We start from the raw sequence: 17,452 nt of genomic DNA on the forward strand, positions 1-17,452 counted from the left end.
GTCTTGATAAGAAATTCAATCCCCCAAGGGTAATAGCCAATACTTAGCAATGGCTTAGCACCCGCTGACTAAGTCAACGCTAAGTTTACAGCGTTAGCCTTAGCCAAAATCGCACTACAGCGCGGAGAAACAATGAGAATACTGCTGGTCGAAGATGACCACATGATTGGCGAAGTGGTTGAGCAGGAATTGCAGGAACAACACTTTGCCGTGGATTGGGTCAAAGACGGCAACAGCGCCACTTTGGCCGCTGACACCCACCATTACGAAGTACTGCTGCTTGATCTCGGCCTGCCACAAAAACACGGTTTTGACGTGCTGCGACATCTGCGTGGAAGCGGAAATCATGCGGGCGTGATCATCATGACTGCGCAGGATGCCACCGAAGACAAAATCAAAGGACTCGATCTCGGCGCCGATGATTACCTCATCAAGCCATTTGAGATGGGTGAACTCATCGCGCGCATCAAAGCGGTCGCCCGACGTAAAGCCGGACATTCAGGCCCCATTTACTCCAATGGCGTCATCAGCCTCAATCCGGCGACCCACGAAACGGACGTCAACGGCGAGAGCATTCGCCTGACCGCAAGGGAATTCTCGGTGTTGCAGGCTCTGTTACAACGGCCGGGGACCATCTTGTCGCGCTCGGATTTAGAAGAGCGTATCTATGGCTGGCATCAGGAAGTCGAGAGCAACGTGATTGAATTCATCATCAGTTCTCTGCGCAAAAAGCTGGGTTGCAAAACATACATTATTAACGTCAGAGGTGTCGGATGGATGGTCTCCAAAAATGGCTGAATCGCTCGGTTAAAGCTCGTCTGTCCTTTTGGATGTCGCTGATCATCATCGTGATGTCCGTGTTCAGTGCCGGGTTGTCGTTCACCTTCTCCTTTTATGAAGCGCATCAGTTGCAAGATGATCAGTTGCGTCAGTTTGGCGCGCTGATCAATCATCAGGGTTTGATTTCTGCCAGCCAGCCGTTTGATCTCAAGCTGTCTGAAATCGACAAAGACGCGCGCATTTTTCTTCGCGTGCTGAATGAAGAACACGCTGGCCCCGACTCCGCTTTTGGGCCACATATGACAGAAGGCTTTTCGACTCTGCGCGACAAAGGCCGCACCTGGCGGGTGTATGTGTTGACGACCGATGCTGGCCAGAAAATTTCCCTCGCTCAGGATATCGATTTACGCAACGAATTTGCCCGCGAAGGCGCGCTTTACTCATTGCTGCCGACCCTGTTTCTGATGCCGATTCTGCTGATCTTGACCAATCTGCTCATCAACCGCATCTTTTTGCCCGTCAGCGTCTCAGCCAACAAAATCAATCGCCTCTCCACCGAACAGCCATGCGTGATTGACCTGGATTCCGTACCGCTGGAAATAAAGCCATTTGTCATGTCCATCAACGCTCTGCTGGCACGGTTGTACCAATCCATGGAGCAGCAGAAACGTTTCATTGCTAACGCCGCGCATGAACTGCGCACGCCACTCACGGCGCTGAGTTTGCAGGCGGAAAGTTTAGGTTCTCAGCAATCCACGCCCGCGCAGCAGAGAAAAATCAGCCGCCTGCAAGATGGGTTGAATCGCGCGCGCAATTTGTTGGAACAGTTACTGACTCACGCCCGAATGCAGGAAAACGGCCGCGAGCCGGAGCAACCCTGTTCCGTACAAGACACGCTGCGTTCGGTGCTGGCGGATACGATTGTTTACGCGCAGCGCAAAGGGGTCGATGTCGGGCTGACCTCCAGTACTGATGCCACGCTCCGCCTCGCGCCGATCGATCTGTACACATTGCTGAAAAATCTGGTCGATAACGCCATTCGCTACACACCAGCGCAAGGTACGGTCGATATCTCCGTCCATCAGCGCGACTACTACGTCGAAATCAGAGTCAGTGACAGCGGACCGGGCATTCCACAACAGGCGTTGAGCCAGGTATTTGAACCGTTTTATCGCGGTGACAACCATTCGGAACCGGGATCCGGGCTGGGGCTCTCGATCGTCAGCACCATTCTGAAACGGTTGAAAGGTAAAATCGTGTTGCGGAACAAAGATCACCAGCAGCAGGTCACCGGGCTGGAAGTCTCGGTGTTTCTGCCCACACATCAGCATTTCAACCGCGCGATAAGCCTATGAATTAGGTCATTTAGCTTGACCTTACCCTAGGGGTAAGGATTATAGTCTCACCACTTTTGATGTAATTCTGTCTGTTTAAATTTGGTTTGTATGCGCCTGAACTTCATGACGACAACCTGGATAACGCTGCTGACATTAGCTTCACTGCTGATGTCAGGCTTTGTTGCAGGTTCGCCAGCCATGAATGTCGCGATGGCGACACAAATACAAACGAGCATGCCAGCCCGCTGCACTGAGGCTTCGGTCATCACACACACCGATAACGCAATGCAGACGCTCATGCAAGCCAATACCGGTCAGTGCGATGTCAGTCATGACATGGTGCACAGCTGCTGTGATACGACCTGCACTAATGCGTTAGCTCTGATGGGTTTCCCCTCCGCTGTCGCTTCTCTTGTCACCACTCAAACGCAATACCAACGTTCTGTTGTCGGTGATGTTATTCACCGCACGCAAACCCTTTATCGGCCCCCCAGCGCTTAAATCCCAACTCTCGAATCTCGGATTCCGCCCCTACTAGCTGTGAACAGGTAACAGGCGGAAAAGTTTTCGTGCGCGTTACGCGCTCAGTTGTGGATGAACAACGTGAAATTAAAACCATGCCTTTTGGCGCTGTCTGTCAGCGCGGCGGCTTGGGTGAGTTCTCTGGCGATGGCGAGCGAAACCTCGCCTGCCAGCCCATCACCTCAGTCAGCACAGGCGTTGTCTCAATTGATTGAGACGGCGCTGTCGAACGACGGAATTCGTCGTCAGTATTACGCACAAGCGCAAGCGATGCGCGAAACGGGTCGTGCCAGTGCGACCTTAATGGATCCCAAACTCAAAATGGGCGTCACCGGTCTGCCCGTCGACAGCTTCAAGTTCGATGAAGATGCGATGACCAACATTTCCGTCGGCCTGATGCAGCAGTTTGAGCGGGGTGACACGCTCGATCTGCAAAACAAAAAAGCCACGCAACAGGCACAAGGCGTCGAAGTTCAGGTCGTCGGTCGCGAGCTTGAAGTCGCCAACGCGCTGACCCAATTGTGGCTTGAACTGGGCTATCAGCAGGTGGCGCAAACCATTCTGCTGGAAAATCGCAGCCTGATGAATGAGATGGTCAATTTCATTCAAACCAATTACGCGATTGGCAAAAGCGAAGCGCAGGATCTGCTCAATGCCCAGCTGCAGGTCTCGCGCCTGGACGAGAAGTTACAGGCTAACGCGCAGATGCAGCAGCGCCTGACCGCTCAGCTCTCCGAATGGCTCGGTTCAGACTGGCTGCTTTCAGCCCATCGCCTTCAGGCATCGAACCAGTTGCCGTGGCCTAAGCTGGAGCAAACCCTCACTCACCCGTCGACCGACAACGCTTACTACAGCGATCTGAGCCGTCACCCTGCGGTGCGCATGGCAGATTCATCGATTGAAGCCGGTCGTACTCAGGTGGATATTGCGCGCGAAGCCTACTCGCCGCAGTTTGGGGTGGAAGTGATGTATGCCTATCGCCAAGCCAACAACATGCGCGGTGAGCCTGCATCGGACTTGGTCAGTGCCTATCTGACCCTGGATATTCCGCTGTTCACCGGCAACCGCCAAGACCGCAACCTCGCGGCCGCTCAGTATCAGGTCGGTGCAGCCCAATCGCAAAGAGACACCTTACTCCGTCAGATGAACGCCAAAGTGAACGCGCTACGCGTCGATCGCGACAACCTCGCTCAGCGTTTGGCGCGTTTCAACTCGACCTTGCTACCGCAAGCCAAAGCGCGTGTTCAGGCCACCGAGCGCGGCTATCAGAACAATACCGCGCAGTTTAACGACGTGATTTCGGCCAGTACGGATGAATTGGCGTTGCAACTCGAGTATCAGCGCCTGCTCACCGATCGCAATCTGGTCAACAACAACCTCGCGGCGCTGCTCAGCAGTTACGAATACCAAGTCAGTCAGCCACAGCTATCCCTGCCATCTGCCGAGCAGGAATAAGGACAAACGATGAAAAACAGTCACATAGCGATTATCGCGCTGGCCATCGGCGCAGCTCTGGGCGTAGGTGTCCAAACGTATCTCGCGGGCATGAACGCCGAACATAACGTAATGAACAGCGCCGCCAGTGAAGGCAGCAAAGAACCGCTGTATTGGGTTGCGCCCATGGATCCAAACTACAAACGCGACAAACCGGGCAAGTCACCGATGGGGATGGATTTGATTCCGGTGTATGCCGAAGAAACCGCGAACCAGAAACCAGGCACGGTGACCATCGACCCGTCGGTCGAAAACAACCTTGGCGTGAAAACCGCACAAGCTTTGCGCGAGCCACTGTCACCCAGCATTGAAACCGTTGGCTACATCGCCTTTGATGAGAGCCGTTTATGGCAAACCAACGTGCGGGTGGCAGGCTGGGTCGAGAAGCTCTACGTCAACGCGGTCGGCGATCGCGTGCGGAAAGATGACGTGCTGTTCACCCTTTACTCTCCCGAATTAGTGAAAGCACAAGAAGAGTTGCTCAATGCCTATCGCACCGGACGCAGCGCGCTCGTGAAAGGTGCGACCGAGCGTCTGGTGACACTCGGTGTCGACCGCGCGCAGATTCAGACCATCCTTAAACGCGGCAAAGCCTCGTCGTCCGTCGACATCAAAGCCAAAGCCGATGGCATCATCGCCAGCCTGAATATTCGTGAAGGCGGCTATCTCTCTCCGGCACAAGCGGTGATCAGTGCTGGTCCGTTGGATAATGTTTGGGTCGATGCCGAAGTGTTTGAGCGCCAGTCACACTGGGTGACCGCAGGCAGTAAAGCGATGATGACGCTGGATGCGATGCCGGGACGCGAATGGCAGGGCGAAGTCGATTACGTCTACCCGATTCTCGACCCACAAACCCGCACGCTGCGCATGCGCCTCAAGTTTGCCAATCCACAGGGCGATCTCAAACCCAACATGTTCGCCAACATCTCGCTGCAACCGGTCACAGAAGACGCGGTATTAACTATTCCAAAATCGGCGGTGATCCATTCTGGCGGCATGAGCCGAGTGGTGCTGGCCGAAGGTAAGGGTCAGTACCGCTCAGCGCGCATTGAAGTCGGCCGTGAAGCGGGCGATCGCATCGAGGTGCGCCACGGGCTCAATGAACAAAGCCGCGTGGTCACTTCAGCGCACTTCCTGCTCGATTCAGAATCGAGTCAAACGGCCGATTTGTCGCGCATCGATGGCCTGCAAGCCGCCAGCGAAGCGATTTGGGCCAAAGGTGAAGTGACCGATGTGATGGAAAAAACGCGCATGTTAACCATCAGCCACCAGCCTGTCGCGGAGCTGAACTGGCCGGGTATGACGATGAATTTCACTCTGGCCGATAGCCTGACAATAGAACCTTTCAGTCGCGGACAGGCGATCGAATTCGCGCTAGAAAAAGGCGATGACGGCCAATACCAAGTGGTCGATTACCGTATCGGTGACACGGTTATTCCTGGCGAACTGTGGCTGACGGGTGAAATCAGTATGCTGATGGCCGATTTTGGCATGATTACCCTCAAACATCTGCCGGTTGCCGAGTGGAGTTGGGATGCGGGCGAAATGAATTTCAGCGTCGGTGATGACGTTGACCTCAGCGGGCTGAAGGAAGGTCAGCCGGTTCGGTTTCTAGTGCAGAAAAATGGCACCGATTATGTGCTGAAATCGATTGAGCACCTCGGAGGTCAATCATGATCAACGCCATTATTCGCTGGTCGCTGCACAACCGCTTTCTGGTGTTGGTCGCGACGATTGCGCTCATCGCAGGTGGCCTGTTCAGCGTTAAGCAAACGCCGGTGGACGCGATTCCCGATCTGTCCGATGTGCAGGTGATCATCAAAACCAGTTACCCCGGCCAAGCGCCGCAAGTAGTGGAAGATCAGGTCACTTATCCGCTCACCACTGCTATGCTGGCCGTGCCCGGGGCGGTGACGGTGCGCGGTTATTCGTTCTTTGGTGATTCCTACGTTTACATCATCTTTAACGACAAAACCGATATGTACTGGGCGCGCTCACGGGTGCTCGAATACCTCAGCCAAGTAGCACCTAAGCTGCCAGCCAACGCCAAACCCACACTCGGTCCCGACGCGACAGGCGTCGGCTGGGTCTACAGCTACGTGCTGCAAGACAAAACCGGGCAACACGATTTGGCGCAGTTGCGCAGCCTGCAAGACTGGTTCCTCAAATACGAGCTGCAAACCGTGGCTGGGGTGTCGGAAGTTGCGACGGTGGGTGGCATGGTCAAGCAATATCAGATCCAGATCGATCCCGCCAAACTGCGTGCCTACAACCTGACCCTGCAACAAGTCAATGCCGCCATTCAAAACGGTAATCAGGAAACGGGCGCCTCAGTGATCGAAGTGGCCGAAGCCGAGCACATGGTGCGCACCACTGGCTACCTGACCGGGATTGAAGACATTCAATCGCTTCCGCTCAAAGTGACCAGCAAAGGTACGCCGCTGCTGTTGGGCGATATCGCCGACATTACCCTTGGCCCACAAATGCGCCGTGGCATCTCAGAACTGAATGGTGAAGGGGAAGCCGTCGGCGGCGTCATCGTCATGCGCTTTGGCGAGAACGCCAGTCAGGTGATCGCCAACGTCAAAGCCAAGCTGAACAGTCTGCAAGGCAGCTTGCCCAGCGGGGTGGAAATTGTGCCAACATACGACCGCTCCACACTGATCAATTCTGCGGTCGAGAACCTATGGAAAAAGCTGGCGGAAGAGTTCATCGTGGTCGCGGTTGTGTGCGCGCTGTTCCTGTTCCACATTCGTTCGTCACTGGTGATTGCGCTCAGCCTGCCCGTCGGCATTCTGTCGGCGTTTATCGTGATGCACTGGCAAGGCATCAACGCCAACATCATGTCGCTCGGCGGCATCGCGATTGCCATTGGGGCCATGGTCGACGGTGCGATTGTGATGATCGAAAACGTGCACAAGCACATTGAGCGTACGCCGCTGACCGACAAAAACCGCTGGCAAGTGATTGGTGATGCGGCGCAGGAAGTCGGCCCACCACTGTTCTTCTCACTGCTGATCATCACCCTCAGCTTTGTGCCTGTGTTTGCACTGGAAGGTCAAGAAGGCAAGATGTTCTCGCCGCTCGCCTTTACCAAAACCTACGCCATGGCGGCGTCGGCAGGTCTTGCCATCACATTGGTTCCGGTGCTGATGGGCTATTTCATTCGCGGAAAGATCCTGCCTGAGCACAAGAACCCGGTGAACAAATCACTGGTGGGCTTGTACCGCCCGCTGCTCAACCTCAGCTTGAGTTATCCGAAAACCATGATTGTGATAGCGATGGCGTTGATGGCATCGGCCTACTACCCGACCAGCAAGCTCGGCAGTGAATTCATCCCGCCATTGGATGAGGGCGATTTGATGTACATGCCGACCACCTATCCGGGCATTTCAATTGGTAAAGCACGCGAGCTGTTGCAGCAAACCAACAAGCTGATCAAAACCGTACCGGAAGTGAACACCGTGTGGGGCAAAATCGGCCGCGCCGAAACCGCAACGGATCCCGCGCCGCTGACCATGATCGAAACGGTGATACAGCTTAAACCACGCAGCGAATGGCGTGAGGGCGTCACGACGGAATCGCTGCGCAAAGAGTTCGACAATCTGGTTCAGTTTCCGGGCCTCACCAACGCTTGGGTAATGCCGATCAAAACCCGCATCGACATGCTGGCGACCGGGATTAAAACCCCGATTGGCATCAAAATCGTCGGGCCGGAACTGGCGACCATCGAACGCATTGGCGCAGAACTGGAACCCATTCTTAACGGTGTGGAAGGTACGGCATCGGTGTATGCCGAACGTGTGGCTGGCGGCCGTTATGTCACGGTCGACATCAAGCGCCGTGCCGCCGCGCGTTACGGGCTGAACATCAAAGACGTGCAGCAAGTGATTGCTACTGCGGTCGGCGGCATGAATGTCGGCGAGACGATTGAAGGGCTGGAACGTTACCCGATCAATGTGCGCTACCCGCAGGATTACCGCGACTCGGTAGTCAAACTGCAAAACCTGCCATTGGTGACACCCAACGGCGCACGCATTGCGCTTGCCGATGTGGCTGACGTACGTTACGAAGATGGCCCGCCGATGATCAAAACCGAGAATGCTCGCCCCAATGGCTGGGTATTTGTCGACATCGAGGGGCGCGATCTCGGTTCCTACGTGGCCGAAGCGCAACGCGTGGTGACCGATCAACTCAAGCTGCCTGCGGGCTATTCGCTGGCGTGGTCAGGGCAATATGAATACATGGAGCGCGCCAAAGACCGCCTCAGTGTCGTTGTGCCCATTACACTCACCATCATCATGCTGCTGCTCTACTTCAGCTTCCGCCGTGTGGGTGAAGTGCTGATCATCATGGCCACCCTGCCGCTGGCGATGGTCGGCGGCTTATGGCTGATGTATTCGCTTAACTACAACCTGTCGATCGCCGTCGGTGTGGGCTTTATTGCTCTGGCTGGTGTCGCGGTCGAGATTGGCGTCATCATGCTGGTTTACCTCAATCAAGCCTGGCATTACACCAAGCTCAAGGCTCAAGAACGCAAAGCCACTTTGACGCTTCAAGATCTCAATGACGCCATTCGCGAAGGCGCCGGGCTGCGCGTGCGCCCGGTCATGATGACGGTGATTACCGTCATCATCGGCCTCATTCCCATTATGTACGGTGAAGGCACCGGTTCTGAAGTGATGCAACGCATCGCCGCGCCCATGATTGGGGGCATGGCATCCGCGCTGCTGCTGACTCTGCTGGTGCTGCCCGCCATTTTTAAGCTGTGGAAACAGCGTGAAACTCAACCGACGACCACTACTGAAAAGGAATAGATCATGAAAGTAACTGTATTAGCTTTGGCACTAAGCCTCTCTTCCCCACTGGCACTGGCTGACATGATGCACAGTGATAGCAAGCAATCAGGCATGGACCACAGCATGATGTCTTCAGACAAGATGCCGCAACAAGGAATGGACCACTCCGGTATGATGAACATGGGCGAAATGTCGGACGTGGGCATGTCCGCCACAGGATCCAAGCCGACAAAAGTGGTACATGTGCTACTTTCTGACGACATGAAGATCACGTTTAAAAAAGAGGTCGACATTCAACCCAACGACGTAGTGCAATTTGTGATCATGAATACCGGCAAAATCGACCACGAATTCTCGATTGGTTCCGCCAAAGAACAGTTGACGCACCGCGAAATGATGCGCTCTATGAATGGCCAACACATGCATGATTCCGGCAGCACGGTGACCGTGCAACCGGGTAAAGCCAAGCAATTGATGTGGCATTTCCAAGGCGATAACCACGTCGAGTTCGCCTGCAACATTCCCGGCCACGCCGAAGCTGGCATGGTGAAAAAAGTGACGCTGTAAACATCGCAACCTGCGATTAAATCACATTAAAAAAACGCACCGATGGGTGCGTTTTTTCTCTCAATATCAGCCCGCTCTGGTGCCATTGGGTAATTCGGATTCCGGGCAGGCGAGGCACGGTGTCAGCCGGTCTTCGTAGCCAATATCAAACAGCATGCCTTGAGAAACTTCGCCCGCCATTGTGCGCTCGGGCAGATTGACCACAAACAACGCCTGCTTGTCTTCAATTTCTTTCGGGTTGGCCCTTTCCTGTTTGATGCCTGCCAATATTGAACGGGTGTGATCGCCAAAATCGACGATCAGTTTCATTAACTTGTCGGACTTTGGAACGTCCAACACTTCCACAATACGCCCGACGCGAATGTCCACTTTGGCAAATTCATCAAAGCTGATCTCAGGTTTAATCGGTGCAGGTGTCATCCCTTCTCCTCGTTCTAAAGTGACATGGTGGCTAGAAAATCGGGCTGTTTAGCATTCGAATCATGCGAGAGAACGCTTCACCGCCACCACGGAATAGGTATGCCAGTGCTTCATTCTGCCCAATGCAGTTTTGGCGCTTTCGTCACGTTCAAAGAATCTGACGACATCGAAATGGGCAAATAGAGACGTCACTTGCGACTCGGTGAGGGGTGTCGTCGGGCCGCGATAGTTGTTCGCCCAGCTGTCTTTTTCACCCATGAAATCACCAGCAAACACGCCGCCAGCCTCCAAACACGCTTCGATCTTATACCAAGTCTCCTGAAACTGGTCAGGGTTGGCAAAGAACAAACTGGAGTTGGCAATCACGATGCCCGCTTTGGGGTAGTCGAAAGACTCAAAAGCGGCCTGCTCAATTTCAACCAACGCATTTTCTGCAAACCTTGCTTTGCATAGCGCTGTTGCATCGGAATTCACATCGAATCCGTGCACCTGATATCCCTGCTGCGCCAGATACTGGATATCGCTCCCGGTGCCGCATCCGCAATCCACCGCAACACGTGTGCGGGATTGATTAAGTTTGACCGCCAACTCTGTTCGCTGGAGATGCGGACGTGAAATGGCCTGTTCATAATATTCTCGCCAAATCTTAGTGTTGTCTTCCATCACAGTTCGCCGCTGGTATCGAGTTCATCAGGGAACAGGTATTCCATGTTGATTTGGCCTTCGGGGTCGAGGGTAAAGCGAATATGGTCGTGGCCGATGCCAGACTGATTGATGTCCGAACACCCCAGAAACAGCTCCCAATCGTAGCTGTATTCGATTTGATAGCGGTTCTCCGCCAAATGATGCACCGACTGAATCTCGATGCCATTGACGTTGTGCGCCATGTCATCGATGTAGGAGAGATCGGGGATCAACTTGTCCTGAAAGGTGCTTTTGTTGGCGATGAGGAAATCTTTCAGCGCATCGCACAGCGCAGGGCCATGTTCCACCGGTTGAGATGAGGGAGTAAAAATCACGTCTTGTTCTCCAGTTGAAATCGCGCAGATTCAGTAAATAGAAGGTCAGTTTAAATCCAAGGACAAGCGCAACATGTCCTGATGCTGAATGCCCTGCTCGAAAATCGGCTCCGGATAGTGCTTGAGAAAGTGATCTTTCAGCACGCTGTCCACCCGAAAACCGAGCCGTTGATAATAGGTCAGTTGATAACCAAAAGTGCCGGTGCCCAGCTCAACACGCTGCACGTTGCTATTCTTCAGCTCATGCAACGCAAACCGCAGCAGCTCAGAACCGATACCCTGCTGCTGAAATGGCGCAGCAACCGACACATTAAAAATCTCAGCGGTGGTCTCATCCAGCGCTTTCACCACGCACGCGCCAATCACGGTGCCGTGATGCGTGACGGCAAAGCACCACGCGTCCTGCAAATACGTTGCGATGTTTTGCTGCGACGGATCGGCTTCCAACAACAGTGACATCGGAATGTCATCGGGTTCAACACGTAAGTAATGCATGTGGCCTCAAGTCAATGGTCGACAGGAAAGTACCCAACTGCGGGCATATGCAGCGGAGTGAATCTCACACTTTACTGCAATCGGCTGGGGACAGCACTCGTTTCATTGCCATCCAAGGTTTTGACGTACCCTTTGGGCGAAATACCAAACTTGTCTTTAAACCGCTGGCTGAAGCGGCCTTCCGACTGATACCCACACAGGCCTGCGATCAGCGCCACGTTGTTGTGCCCTTCTTGTATTAAACGAAGGGCGTGATTCAAACGCACTTCAGCCAGCACTTCACGATACTGAACGCCCTCTTGGCGCAGTTTTCGAATCATGGTAGCGCGGCTCATCGCAAAGTGGCGGGCCACGTCATCCAGCAGATGGTCGTGGCTGGGCGAATGCGACAGATAGCGACTGAGTTTTTGAGTCAGTGAATCCTGCGAAGTGGCAAAGAGGTGATGCAATACGCCCCGCTCCGCCAGTTGCTGATACACACCCAGCACCCAATATTGTTGGGTTTCGGCGCTCAACGCTTGGCGGTCAAACGCATAGAGCGCATTAAGCGTGTCGCGCAATGCAGCATCGTGACAAAGCATGAACGAGGTGCCTTGCTCAGCGTTTCGCAGACTCAGTTCAAGCATGGCAGGCGGCGGCGTGCAAAAAAAACTGAACATGCGCGATGAAAACCGCCCTTTGTGCGGCATGTTTTCAAAACTCAGCGACATGCCTGAGCTGCACAGCAAGACTTGAGTCGCGCCCAGTTCACTCATTTCATCCTGCCAAAAGAGTCGTTTACTGCCTGCCGTGATCTGAATCAGACTCGGGGAATGGATTCGAACATTACGCAGCGGCTGCTGCTGTCCGGCACGAAATACGGTGACTTGATACTGATGATTCATCCATTCCCTCGCTGAATTTATTGACGCGTATACGTGGCGGTCAGTCTGGCTTTGCCCAGCGCCATGCTGTTGAGGGTAAAACCAAACACAGCTGGCGGCGTGTTGGCATCCAATTGCAGTGATGCTTGCGGCAGCGCCCAAACGGTAAATTGATAACGGTGCATGCCGTCATTGACCGGCGGACAAGCGCCACCAAAGCTTGCGACTCCATAATCGATACGCGCTTCTTTGCCACCCAGTTTTGCGATATTGGCACCGCGCGGCACGGTATTCACCGATGCCGGAATATCAAACGCAATCCAGTGCCAGAAGCCGCTTTCTGTCGGTGCATCCGGGTCATACGCTGTGATGGCAAAGCTTTTGGTGCCTGCTGGCGCATCGTCCCACATCAATTGGGGTGACAGGTTACCGCCGTCACATCCCCACCCGGCGTACTCAAAGGTCTTCGCCATCGGGTGACCTTCCTGGATGTCATTGCTGGTCAATTGAAAGGCCTGCGCGGAACCCGCGGCCAGTAGGCTGACGGTCATGATGCTATTGATGAAAAATTTCATTGCTGTTCTCCTTCGTTGGTCTGACTAAGTGTAAGCGTGCATCACGACAATTGCCGACCTGAAAGTATCAGATGAACATAATAATCAGCAACATTTGATACTTAGTGACAAATAACATTGAGTGTTCAATAAGGAATCCATCGCGCCGCAACCCAAGCCCCCTTTACGCCGCTTCCATCAGTTTCGGCAGACAATCCACGATCGCGTCTAGCGGAAAAATACTCTGGAGCGCTCGGCACAGAACCACGGCGCCTTCAATGCTGGCGATGATGCCCAGCGCGCGGCTTTGCGGCCACCATTCTGGATTCGGTCACAGGTTGCGCGGTTCATTCCATGCTCGAAGCGGGAGTGAGTTACGGCACCGTCGATTTGGCGATAAAAATGATGCGCCCAGTGCCGATCAACGAACCGCTCATCGCCGAGGCGAAAATTACCCACATTTCACGTTCATTGGACATCGCCGAAGGCACCCTTCGCACCCTCGATGGCAAGCTGCTTGCCAGTGGTTCTGCGACTTGTTTTATCAAACGTCCGAGCAACTAAGTCAAAGATTTAAAACATTGGGATGAGGGCTAACTGACGTACTCGCCCTTATTTCAAACTCACCGAAGCTTTCGGGATTTTGAGCAAGTCATAACCAAACTGTTGATAGGCAGGCATCGATAAGTACCACTTCAACAGACACTAGCTGATTGGAAAAAGTAGGCCAACTACCCAACCTCAAGAAATGACAGGAAAATGCTCCAACTTGGAAAGGGGCATTTCTGAGCTATAAATTGCTGAGCGTGATGAAGTCTAAAACATGCTTTTATGTTTAGCTCTTAATTTGCTCAGGTAATTCATCATAACTAGGGACATTGCATAAATTTTTAGACCAGTTTGCACGGCGGCTAACATAGATTTTGGCGGTTGGCTCAATTGAGATTGGGCTATCTAAACTACCTGCAGGCACCACTACATGGTTAATACTTTCAGCAATCGAGGGAAGTGCTGACCCACATTTCTGGCAAAAGCTTTTTGTATGCCTTGAATTGGGATGCTGGTAAGTTTTAACGTAACTCTCACCTTGCAACCACGTTAACGTGTTCCCTTTAGCAAACAGATTAGCAGCATGAGCAGACCCCGTATCTTTTTGGCAACGCGTACAGTGACACAAGAAGAAGGATTGGAAGTCACCTGAAAGCTCATACTTTACTTCACCACAAAGGCACGAACCTTGATGTTTACTTGCCATAAAAGCCTCCTCACTTTTAATCACTCATATAGCGTCATAAAGTAGCGAATCAGCTCCAGTACAACTGCCATTTTTAGTCTTTCCCAAAGTACGTCGAGTGAACGCTCGACAATACAAGGGACCAAACAAGTTTAGCGTCTAAATGGGCATCTTAGCATCAGCTCAGAACTGATTTATATCGGGGAACGGCGTCCATTAGGCACATCTGAAAACGTAGCTAATCTCCGCCAGGTACCTTCGATGATCACGAAGAACTTGCGTCGGTATCGATGCAATCTACTCTACCAAGGGCGATTCAGAGCGACTAACTGGTATCAGAGATGCGAGAACGGAGGTTTTTTCTACTTTTGCGGAGTTAGAAAGAGGTCTTTAAATTTTTCATATCATCGGAAACGATGACTCAGTTTACGACGCAAACACATCGTAAGATGTCATAGCGTGAGTTGAAAAACAGCAGACCCAAGAGCCAAGCTGCTGGGTCTGCTGCTAAAAATGTTCATCCTTTACAAGATTATAAAGGCTTAACGTTAGTGGCACACGGTCCTTTCTGGCCTTTGCCAACTTCAAATTCTACTTTTTGGCCATCACTCAGTGATTTATAGCCTTCCATCTTAATTTCAGAATGATGAACAAATAGGTCTTTGCTACCGTCATCCGGTGTAATGAAACCAAAACCTTTGTCACTATTGAACCACTTAACTTTACCTGTACTCATTTTTCCAATCTTCATCTGGGGACTAAATAAACAGCGATTCGAGCCGCCATATCGGCAAGAATAGCCCGAGTTATCAACGCTCTACGAAGTATAGTAGAAAGCATCACGACTAATCATTGGTTAGATTTCACAAATGAGCAAGGGCGACGTTCAATAAAAGTCAGTCAATTGCGTAAATTGGGATAAATGACCGTTTAATTGCGAATTTTGAGCCCGTTAAACATGGTAAGTTTCCAGAATCAGGACGAATTTCGACCAAGTGGATATGACCAGCCACCGACCTGATAGCCACATTTTAGTTAGAGTTTGGACAGAACCTTACCAGACCTTCAGCTTAACTCACATCGTTTCGAATAGTTTTTTAGTATCGCAAACCGGCATTAACAGCCAGTGAATGAATAAAGGAATATTGAAGCAACTGTTCGTCATTGCTCTGCTAACAGTATCTTTCTTAACAAATTTGCCAACTGTTCTTGTTCTTGGCTACTAAGTACGCTCAGCATATTATCCATATTGGCAACGTGTGCATTCAGTGTAGTGTCCACCAACTCAATCCCCTTTTGAGTCAGAATAACTTTACAGCTGCGTCTGTCCTCTTCACTGGCAATACGTTGGACAAAGCCACTTTTCACCAAGTGTTCAATACGCGTACTGACCGCTCCAGAGGAAAGCATCAGAGTCTGATACAACTCAGTAGGAGTGACTGCAGTATCACTGCGGCGCATGGTGGCCAAAATATCAAACTCAATGCTGCTCAGCCCGTACTCTTGAAAAACCGAATCCAACTTCTTCTTCCATACAGCACTGGTTCGACGCAATCGCCCGACAACCCCCATAGCTGAGCAATCCAGATCCGGCCTGACAGCGAGCCATTGAGCAAGAATTTTATCGACTGTGTCTGATGACATGTTTATCTCTCCAATAAATATCTTTCAAAAAAGATACTTGATAAAAAATCATAACTCCATTACTTTCTAAAAAGTATCTTTTTTAAGAGATACTTTTGGGGATGATTAACGATTCAGTCAAGGTGAGTTATGAACAGGATTCAGCAAATTAAAACAATAGCGTTAACCGCAATTGCACCTATTGTCTGGGGCAGTACCTATATAGTGACAACGGAAGCGCTGCCACCAGAAAGTCCGCTTATTGCTTCAACAATTCGTTCGCTGCCTGCTGGTGTATTGCTGGTGCTTATTAGCCGAGCGTGGCCAACTGGATTGTGGTGGCTTCGTATGGCAGTGCTAGGTTTTCTGAACATCGGGCTATTTTTCTACTGCTTATTTTTCGCGGCAACCTACCTACCGGGAGGCATGGCATCGATGGTGATGTCTATCCAGCCGGTGATTGTCATGAGCATGAGTTGGTACCTTTTGAGTGCCAACTTCTCTTCACAACAACTGATCGCCAGTGGATTAGGTATTCTCGGCGTAGGTCTGCTGGTACTTAACAGTTCAGCCGAACTCAATATCGAAGGCATGTTGACCGCCATACTCGGAACGCTGAGCATGGCTTTAGGTGTGGTGCTGACAAAAAAATGGGGACGTCCAACGGGCATGACAATGCTCGGATTTACAGGTTGGCAGCTGTTATTTGGCGGCATCATTTTGTTGCCTGTCTCGCTTTGGCTGGAAGGCATTCCAACCCAACTTACCTCTATCAACTACCTAGGCTATGGATATTTGAGCTTGATTGGTGCCATTTTGGGTTACTTTCTCTGGTTTCGCGGAATCGAAAAACTGCCTCCTGTGACCGTCTCTTTTCTCGGTTTTCTAAGCAGTGTTTCTGCCTGTTTTCTTGGATATCTAGTCCTAAATCAAACCCTGACTTGGCCCCAATTACTTGGAGCGTTAGCCATTTTGTTTTCAATTGTGCTGGCTACGCCTCGCTCATCCGCACAAACCGATCATCGACTACAACTTCAGACCGTAAAAAGGAATTAATATGAACATTACTATCGTATCAGGAAGTCAAAGAGCGCATTCTCAAAGCCTAAATGTCGCCTATTACCTACAAACACTGGCTGAGCCCCATTTTGACAAGGCAACTGTTCTCGACTTACACCAATTGGATCTACCGCTGTGGAATGAGGGGGTATGGCAGGACAGTGAAGAATGGCAACAATGGAAACCAGTTGCTGAAATTCTTCAGCGATCGGATGCATTTATTTTTATTACCCCTGAATGGCACGGCATGGCGACGCCTGCATTGAAGAACTTTTTGATGCTGACTACCGACGAAGAATTAGCGCACAAAGCCGCTCTGCTGGTGAGCGTTTCAGCCAGCGTGAATGGTGTCTATCCGATCAGTGAATTACGCATGACGGGTAACAAAAACAATCATGCGTGTTTTCTGCCGGATCATCTTATTTTTCGTGACTGCGAAGAGATTCTGACAGCAGAACATAAATGTACCGACCAGCATCTGCATGCTCGCAGCGAATATACCATGAAGCTGCTTGCTGCTTACGCCAGCGCATTAGCTCCTGTACATCGTGATATGGTCAATATAGGTAAAACGTTTCGCTATGGAATGTAGCGGCTGTCATACAGGAAGCACCTGCCCCAAACAGGTGCTTCTTGTCAGTTTGTAGCTGCATAGTCATACAACCTGCTTAACATTATCCAAATTA

19 protein-coding genes are annotated in these 17,452 nt (G+C 51.7%); 10 read left to right on the top strand and 9 right to left on the bottom strand.

Annotated features, from left to right (window positions below):
• Positions 1 to 132: 132 nt before the first annotated feature.
• From JIG40_RS04095 to JIG40_RS04125, 7 genes are all read left to right on the top strand, one after another.
• Positions 133 to 798 carry a response regulator transcription factor gene (locus JIG40_RS04095; protein WP_199464818.1) on the top strand — a complete coding sequence of 222 codons (666 nt, stop codon included), beginning with the start codon at positions 133 to 135 and terminating at the stop codon, positions 796 to 798.
• Entirely contained in the window at positions 774 to 2,135 is a 1,362-nt protein-coding gene (locus JIG40_RS04100; protein ID WP_100267370.1) for an ATP-binding protein, read from the top strand. The genes JIG40_RS04095 and JIG40_RS04100 overlap by 25 nt, the downstream gene beginning before the upstream one ends.
• 90 nt (positions 2,136 to 2,225) lie before the next feature.
• Positions 2,226 to 2,618 (top strand): hypothetical protein, encoded by a 393-nt coding sequence (locus JIG40_RS04105; protein WP_199464819.1) that lies wholly within the window; start codon positions 2,226 to 2,228, stop codon positions 2,616 to 2,618.
• 168 nt (positions 2,619 to 2,786) lie between these two features.
• The gene (locus tag JIG40_RS04110; RefSeq protein WP_233275380.1) at positions 2,787 to 4,094 is read left to right on the top strand and encodes a TolC family protein; all 1,308 of its coding nucleotides are present in this window, start codon (positions 2,787 to 2,789) and stop codon (positions 4,092 to 4,094) included.
• 9 nt (positions 4,095 to 4,103) lie between these two features.
• Entirely contained in the window at positions 4,104 to 5,810 is a 1,707-nt protein-coding gene (locus JIG40_RS04115) for an efflux RND transporter periplasmic adaptor subunit (RefSeq protein ID WP_154184212.1), read from the top strand.
• Positions 5,807 to 8,950: an efflux RND transporter permease subunit gene (locus JIG40_RS04120; RefSeq protein ID WP_199464820.1), complete on the top strand. Its 3,144-nt coding sequence runs from the start codon at positions 5,807 to 5,809 to the stop codon at positions 8,948 to 8,950. The genes JIG40_RS04115 and JIG40_RS04120 overlap by 4 nt, the downstream gene beginning before the upstream one ends.
• 3 nt (positions 8,951 to 8,953) lie before the next feature.
• Positions 8,954 to 9,499, top strand: coding sequence for a cupredoxin family protein (locus JIG40_RS04125; protein WP_199464821.1), 546 nt, complete (start codon positions 8,954 to 8,956; stop codon positions 9,497 to 9,499).
• Between the two features lie 66 nt (positions 9,500 to 9,565).
• Here JIG40_RS04125 and JIG40_RS04130 read toward each other — a convergent pair whose 3' ends face one another.
• The 6 genes from JIG40_RS04130 to JIG40_RS04155 form a co-directional block, all read right to left on the bottom strand.
• Complete coding sequence (locus JIG40_RS04130; protein WP_199464822.1) at positions 9,566 to 9,919, bottom strand: tRNA-binding protein; 354 nt, start codon at positions 9,917 to 9,919, stop codon at positions 9,566 to 9,568.
• Positions 9,920 to 9,979: 60 nt separating this feature from the next.
• Entirely contained in the window at positions 9,980 to 10,582 is a 603-nt protein-coding gene (locus JIG40_RS04135; protein ID WP_199464823.1) for a class I SAM-dependent methyltransferase, read from the bottom strand.
• Positions 10,582 to 10,938, bottom strand: coding sequence for a hypothetical protein (locus JIG40_RS04140; protein WP_158142745.1), 357 nt, complete (start codon positions 10,936 to 10,938; stop codon positions 10,582 to 10,584). The genes JIG40_RS04135 and JIG40_RS04140 overlap by 1 nt, the downstream gene beginning before the upstream one ends.
• Before the next feature lie 45 nt (positions 10,939 to 10,983).
• Positions 10,984 to 11,433, bottom strand: a complete 450-nt coding sequence (locus tag JIG40_RS04145) for a GNAT family N-acetyltransferase (protein WP_020428983.1) — start codon at positions 11,431 to 11,433, stop codon at positions 10,984 to 10,986.
• Positions 11,434 to 11,504: 71 nt separating this feature from the next.
• Positions 11,505 to 12,317 carry an AraC family transcriptional regulator gene (locus JIG40_RS04150; protein ID WP_199464824.1) on the bottom strand — a complete coding sequence of 271 codons (813 nt, stop codon included), beginning with the start codon at positions 12,315 to 12,317 and terminating at the stop codon, positions 11,505 to 11,507.
• A 17-nt stretch (positions 12,318 to 12,334) separates the two neighbouring features.
• Positions 12,335 to 12,871, bottom strand: coding sequence for a YbhB/YbcL family Raf kinase inhibitor-like protein (locus tag JIG40_RS04155; protein ID WP_199464825.1), 537 nt, complete (start codon positions 12,869 to 12,871; stop codon positions 12,335 to 12,337).
• Between the two features lie 333 nt (positions 12,872 to 13,204).
• On the opposite strand from JIG40_RS04155, the gene JIG40_RS04160 reads away from it, so the two are divergent.
• Complete coding sequence (locus JIG40_RS04160; protein WP_244662631.1) at positions 13,205 to 13,414, top strand: PaaI family thioesterase; 210 nt, start codon at positions 13,205 to 13,207, stop codon at positions 13,412 to 13,414.
• Between the two features lie 271 nt (positions 13,415 to 13,685).
• Here JIG40_RS04160 and JIG40_RS04165 read toward each other — a convergent pair whose 3' ends face one another.
• The 3 genes from JIG40_RS04165 to JIG40_RS04175 form a co-directional block, all read right to left on the bottom strand.
• A complete protein-coding gene (locus JIG40_RS04165) occupies positions 13,686 to 14,105 on the bottom strand; it encodes a GFA family protein (protein WP_199464826.1) in 420 nt (139 codons plus the stop codon).
• Positions 14,106 to 14,616: 511 nt separating this feature from the next.
• Positions 14,617 to 14,820: a cold-shock protein gene (locus tag JIG40_RS04170; RefSeq protein WP_020329995.1), complete on the bottom strand. Its 204-nt coding sequence runs from the start codon at positions 14,818 to 14,820 to the stop codon at positions 14,617 to 14,619.
• Between the two features lie 425 nt (positions 14,821 to 15,245).
• The gene (locus JIG40_RS04175) at positions 15,246 to 15,728 is read right to left on the bottom strand and encodes a MarR family transcriptional regulator (protein ID WP_020329994.1); all 483 of its coding nucleotides are present in this window, start codon (positions 15,726 to 15,728) and stop codon (positions 15,246 to 15,248) included.
• Positions 15,729 to 15,857: 129 nt separating this feature from the next.
• Here JIG40_RS04175 and JIG40_RS04180 point away from each other — a divergent pair, with 129 nt between their 5' ends.
• Entirely contained in the window at positions 15,858 to 16,763 is a 906-nt protein-coding gene (locus tag JIG40_RS04180) for an EamA family transporter (protein WP_199464827.1), read from the top strand.
• Position 16,764: 1 nt separating this feature from the next.
• Entirely contained in the window at positions 16,765 to 17,358 is a 594-nt protein-coding gene (locus JIG40_RS04185) for an NAD(P)H-dependent oxidoreductase (RefSeq protein WP_020329992.1), read from the top strand.
• The last annotated feature ends 94 nt before the right edge of the window (positions 17,359 to 17,452 follow it).

Origin of the sequence: Vibrio sp. bablab_jr001 (assembly GCF_016464285.1) — a bacterium.
In the GTDB taxonomy this organism is placed as follows: Bacteria; Pseudomonadota; Gammaproteobacteria; order Enterobacterales; family Vibrionaceae; genus Vibrio; species Vibrio fluvialis.

Coding starts and splice junctions, on each gene's coding strand:
- JIG40_RS04095 (WP_199464818.1), top strand. CDS start 133: ATGAGAATACTGCTGGTCGAAGATGACCACATGATTGGCGAAGTGGTT.
- JIG40_RS04100 (WP_100267370.1), top strand. CDS start 774: ATGGATGGTCTCCAAAAATGGCTGAATCGCTCGGTTAAAGCTCGTCTG.
- JIG40_RS04105 (WP_199464819.1), top strand. CDS start 2,226: ATGCGCCTGAACTTCATGACGACAACCTGGATAACGCTGCTGACATTA.
- JIG40_RS04110 (WP_233275380.1), top strand. CDS start 2,787: ATGGCGAGCGAAACCTCGCCTGCCAGCCCATCACCTCAGTCAGCACAG.
- JIG40_RS04115 (WP_154184212.1), top strand. CDS start 4,104: ATGAAAAACAGTCACATAGCGATTATCGCGCTGGCCATCGGCGCAGCT.
- JIG40_RS04120 (WP_199464820.1), top strand. CDS start 5,807: ATGATCAACGCCATTATTCGCTGGTCGCTGCACAACCGCTTTCTGGTG.
- JIG40_RS04125 (WP_199464821.1), top strand. CDS start 8,954: ATGAAAGTAACTGTATTAGCTTTGGCACTAAGCCTCTCTTCCCCACTG.
- JIG40_RS04130 (WP_199464822.1), bottom strand. CDS start 9,919: ATGACACCTGCACCGATTAAACCTGAGATCAGCTTTGATGAATTTGCC.
- JIG40_RS04135 (WP_199464823.1), bottom strand. CDS start 10,582: ATGGAAGACAACACTAAGATTTGGCGAGAATATTATGAACAGGCCATT.
- JIG40_RS04145 (WP_020428983.1), bottom strand. CDS start 11,433: ATGCATTACTTACGTGTTGAACCCGATGACATTCCGATGTCACTGTTG.
- JIG40_RS04150 (WP_199464824.1), bottom strand. CDS start 12,317: ATGAATCATCAGTATCAAGTCACCGTATTTCGTGCCGGACAGCAGCAG.
- JIG40_RS04155 (WP_199464825.1), bottom strand. CDS start 12,871: ATGAAATTTTTCATCAATAGCATCATGACCGTCAGCCTACTGGCCGCG.
- JIG40_RS04160 (WP_244662631.1), top strand. CDS start 13,205: ATGCTCGAAGCGGGAGTGAGTTACGGCACCGTCGATTTGGCGATAAAA.
- JIG40_RS04165 (WP_199464826.1), bottom strand. CDS start 14,105: ATGGCAAGTAAACATCAAGGTTCGTGCCTTTGTGGTGAAGTAAAGTAT.
- JIG40_RS04170 (WP_020329995.1), bottom strand. CDS start 14,820: ATGAGTACAGGTAAAGTTAAGTGGTTCAATAGTGACAAAGGTTTTGGT.
- JIG40_RS04175 (WP_020329994.1), bottom strand. CDS start 15,728: ATGTCATCAGACACAGTCGATAAAATTCTTGCTCAATGGCTCGCTGTC.
- JIG40_RS04180 (WP_199464827.1), top strand. CDS start 15,858: ATGAACAGGATTCAGCAAATTAAAACAATAGCGTTAACCGCAATTGCA.
- JIG40_RS04185 (WP_020329992.1), top strand. CDS start 16,765: ATGAACATTACTATCGTATCAGGAAGTCAAAGAGCGCATTCTCAAAGC.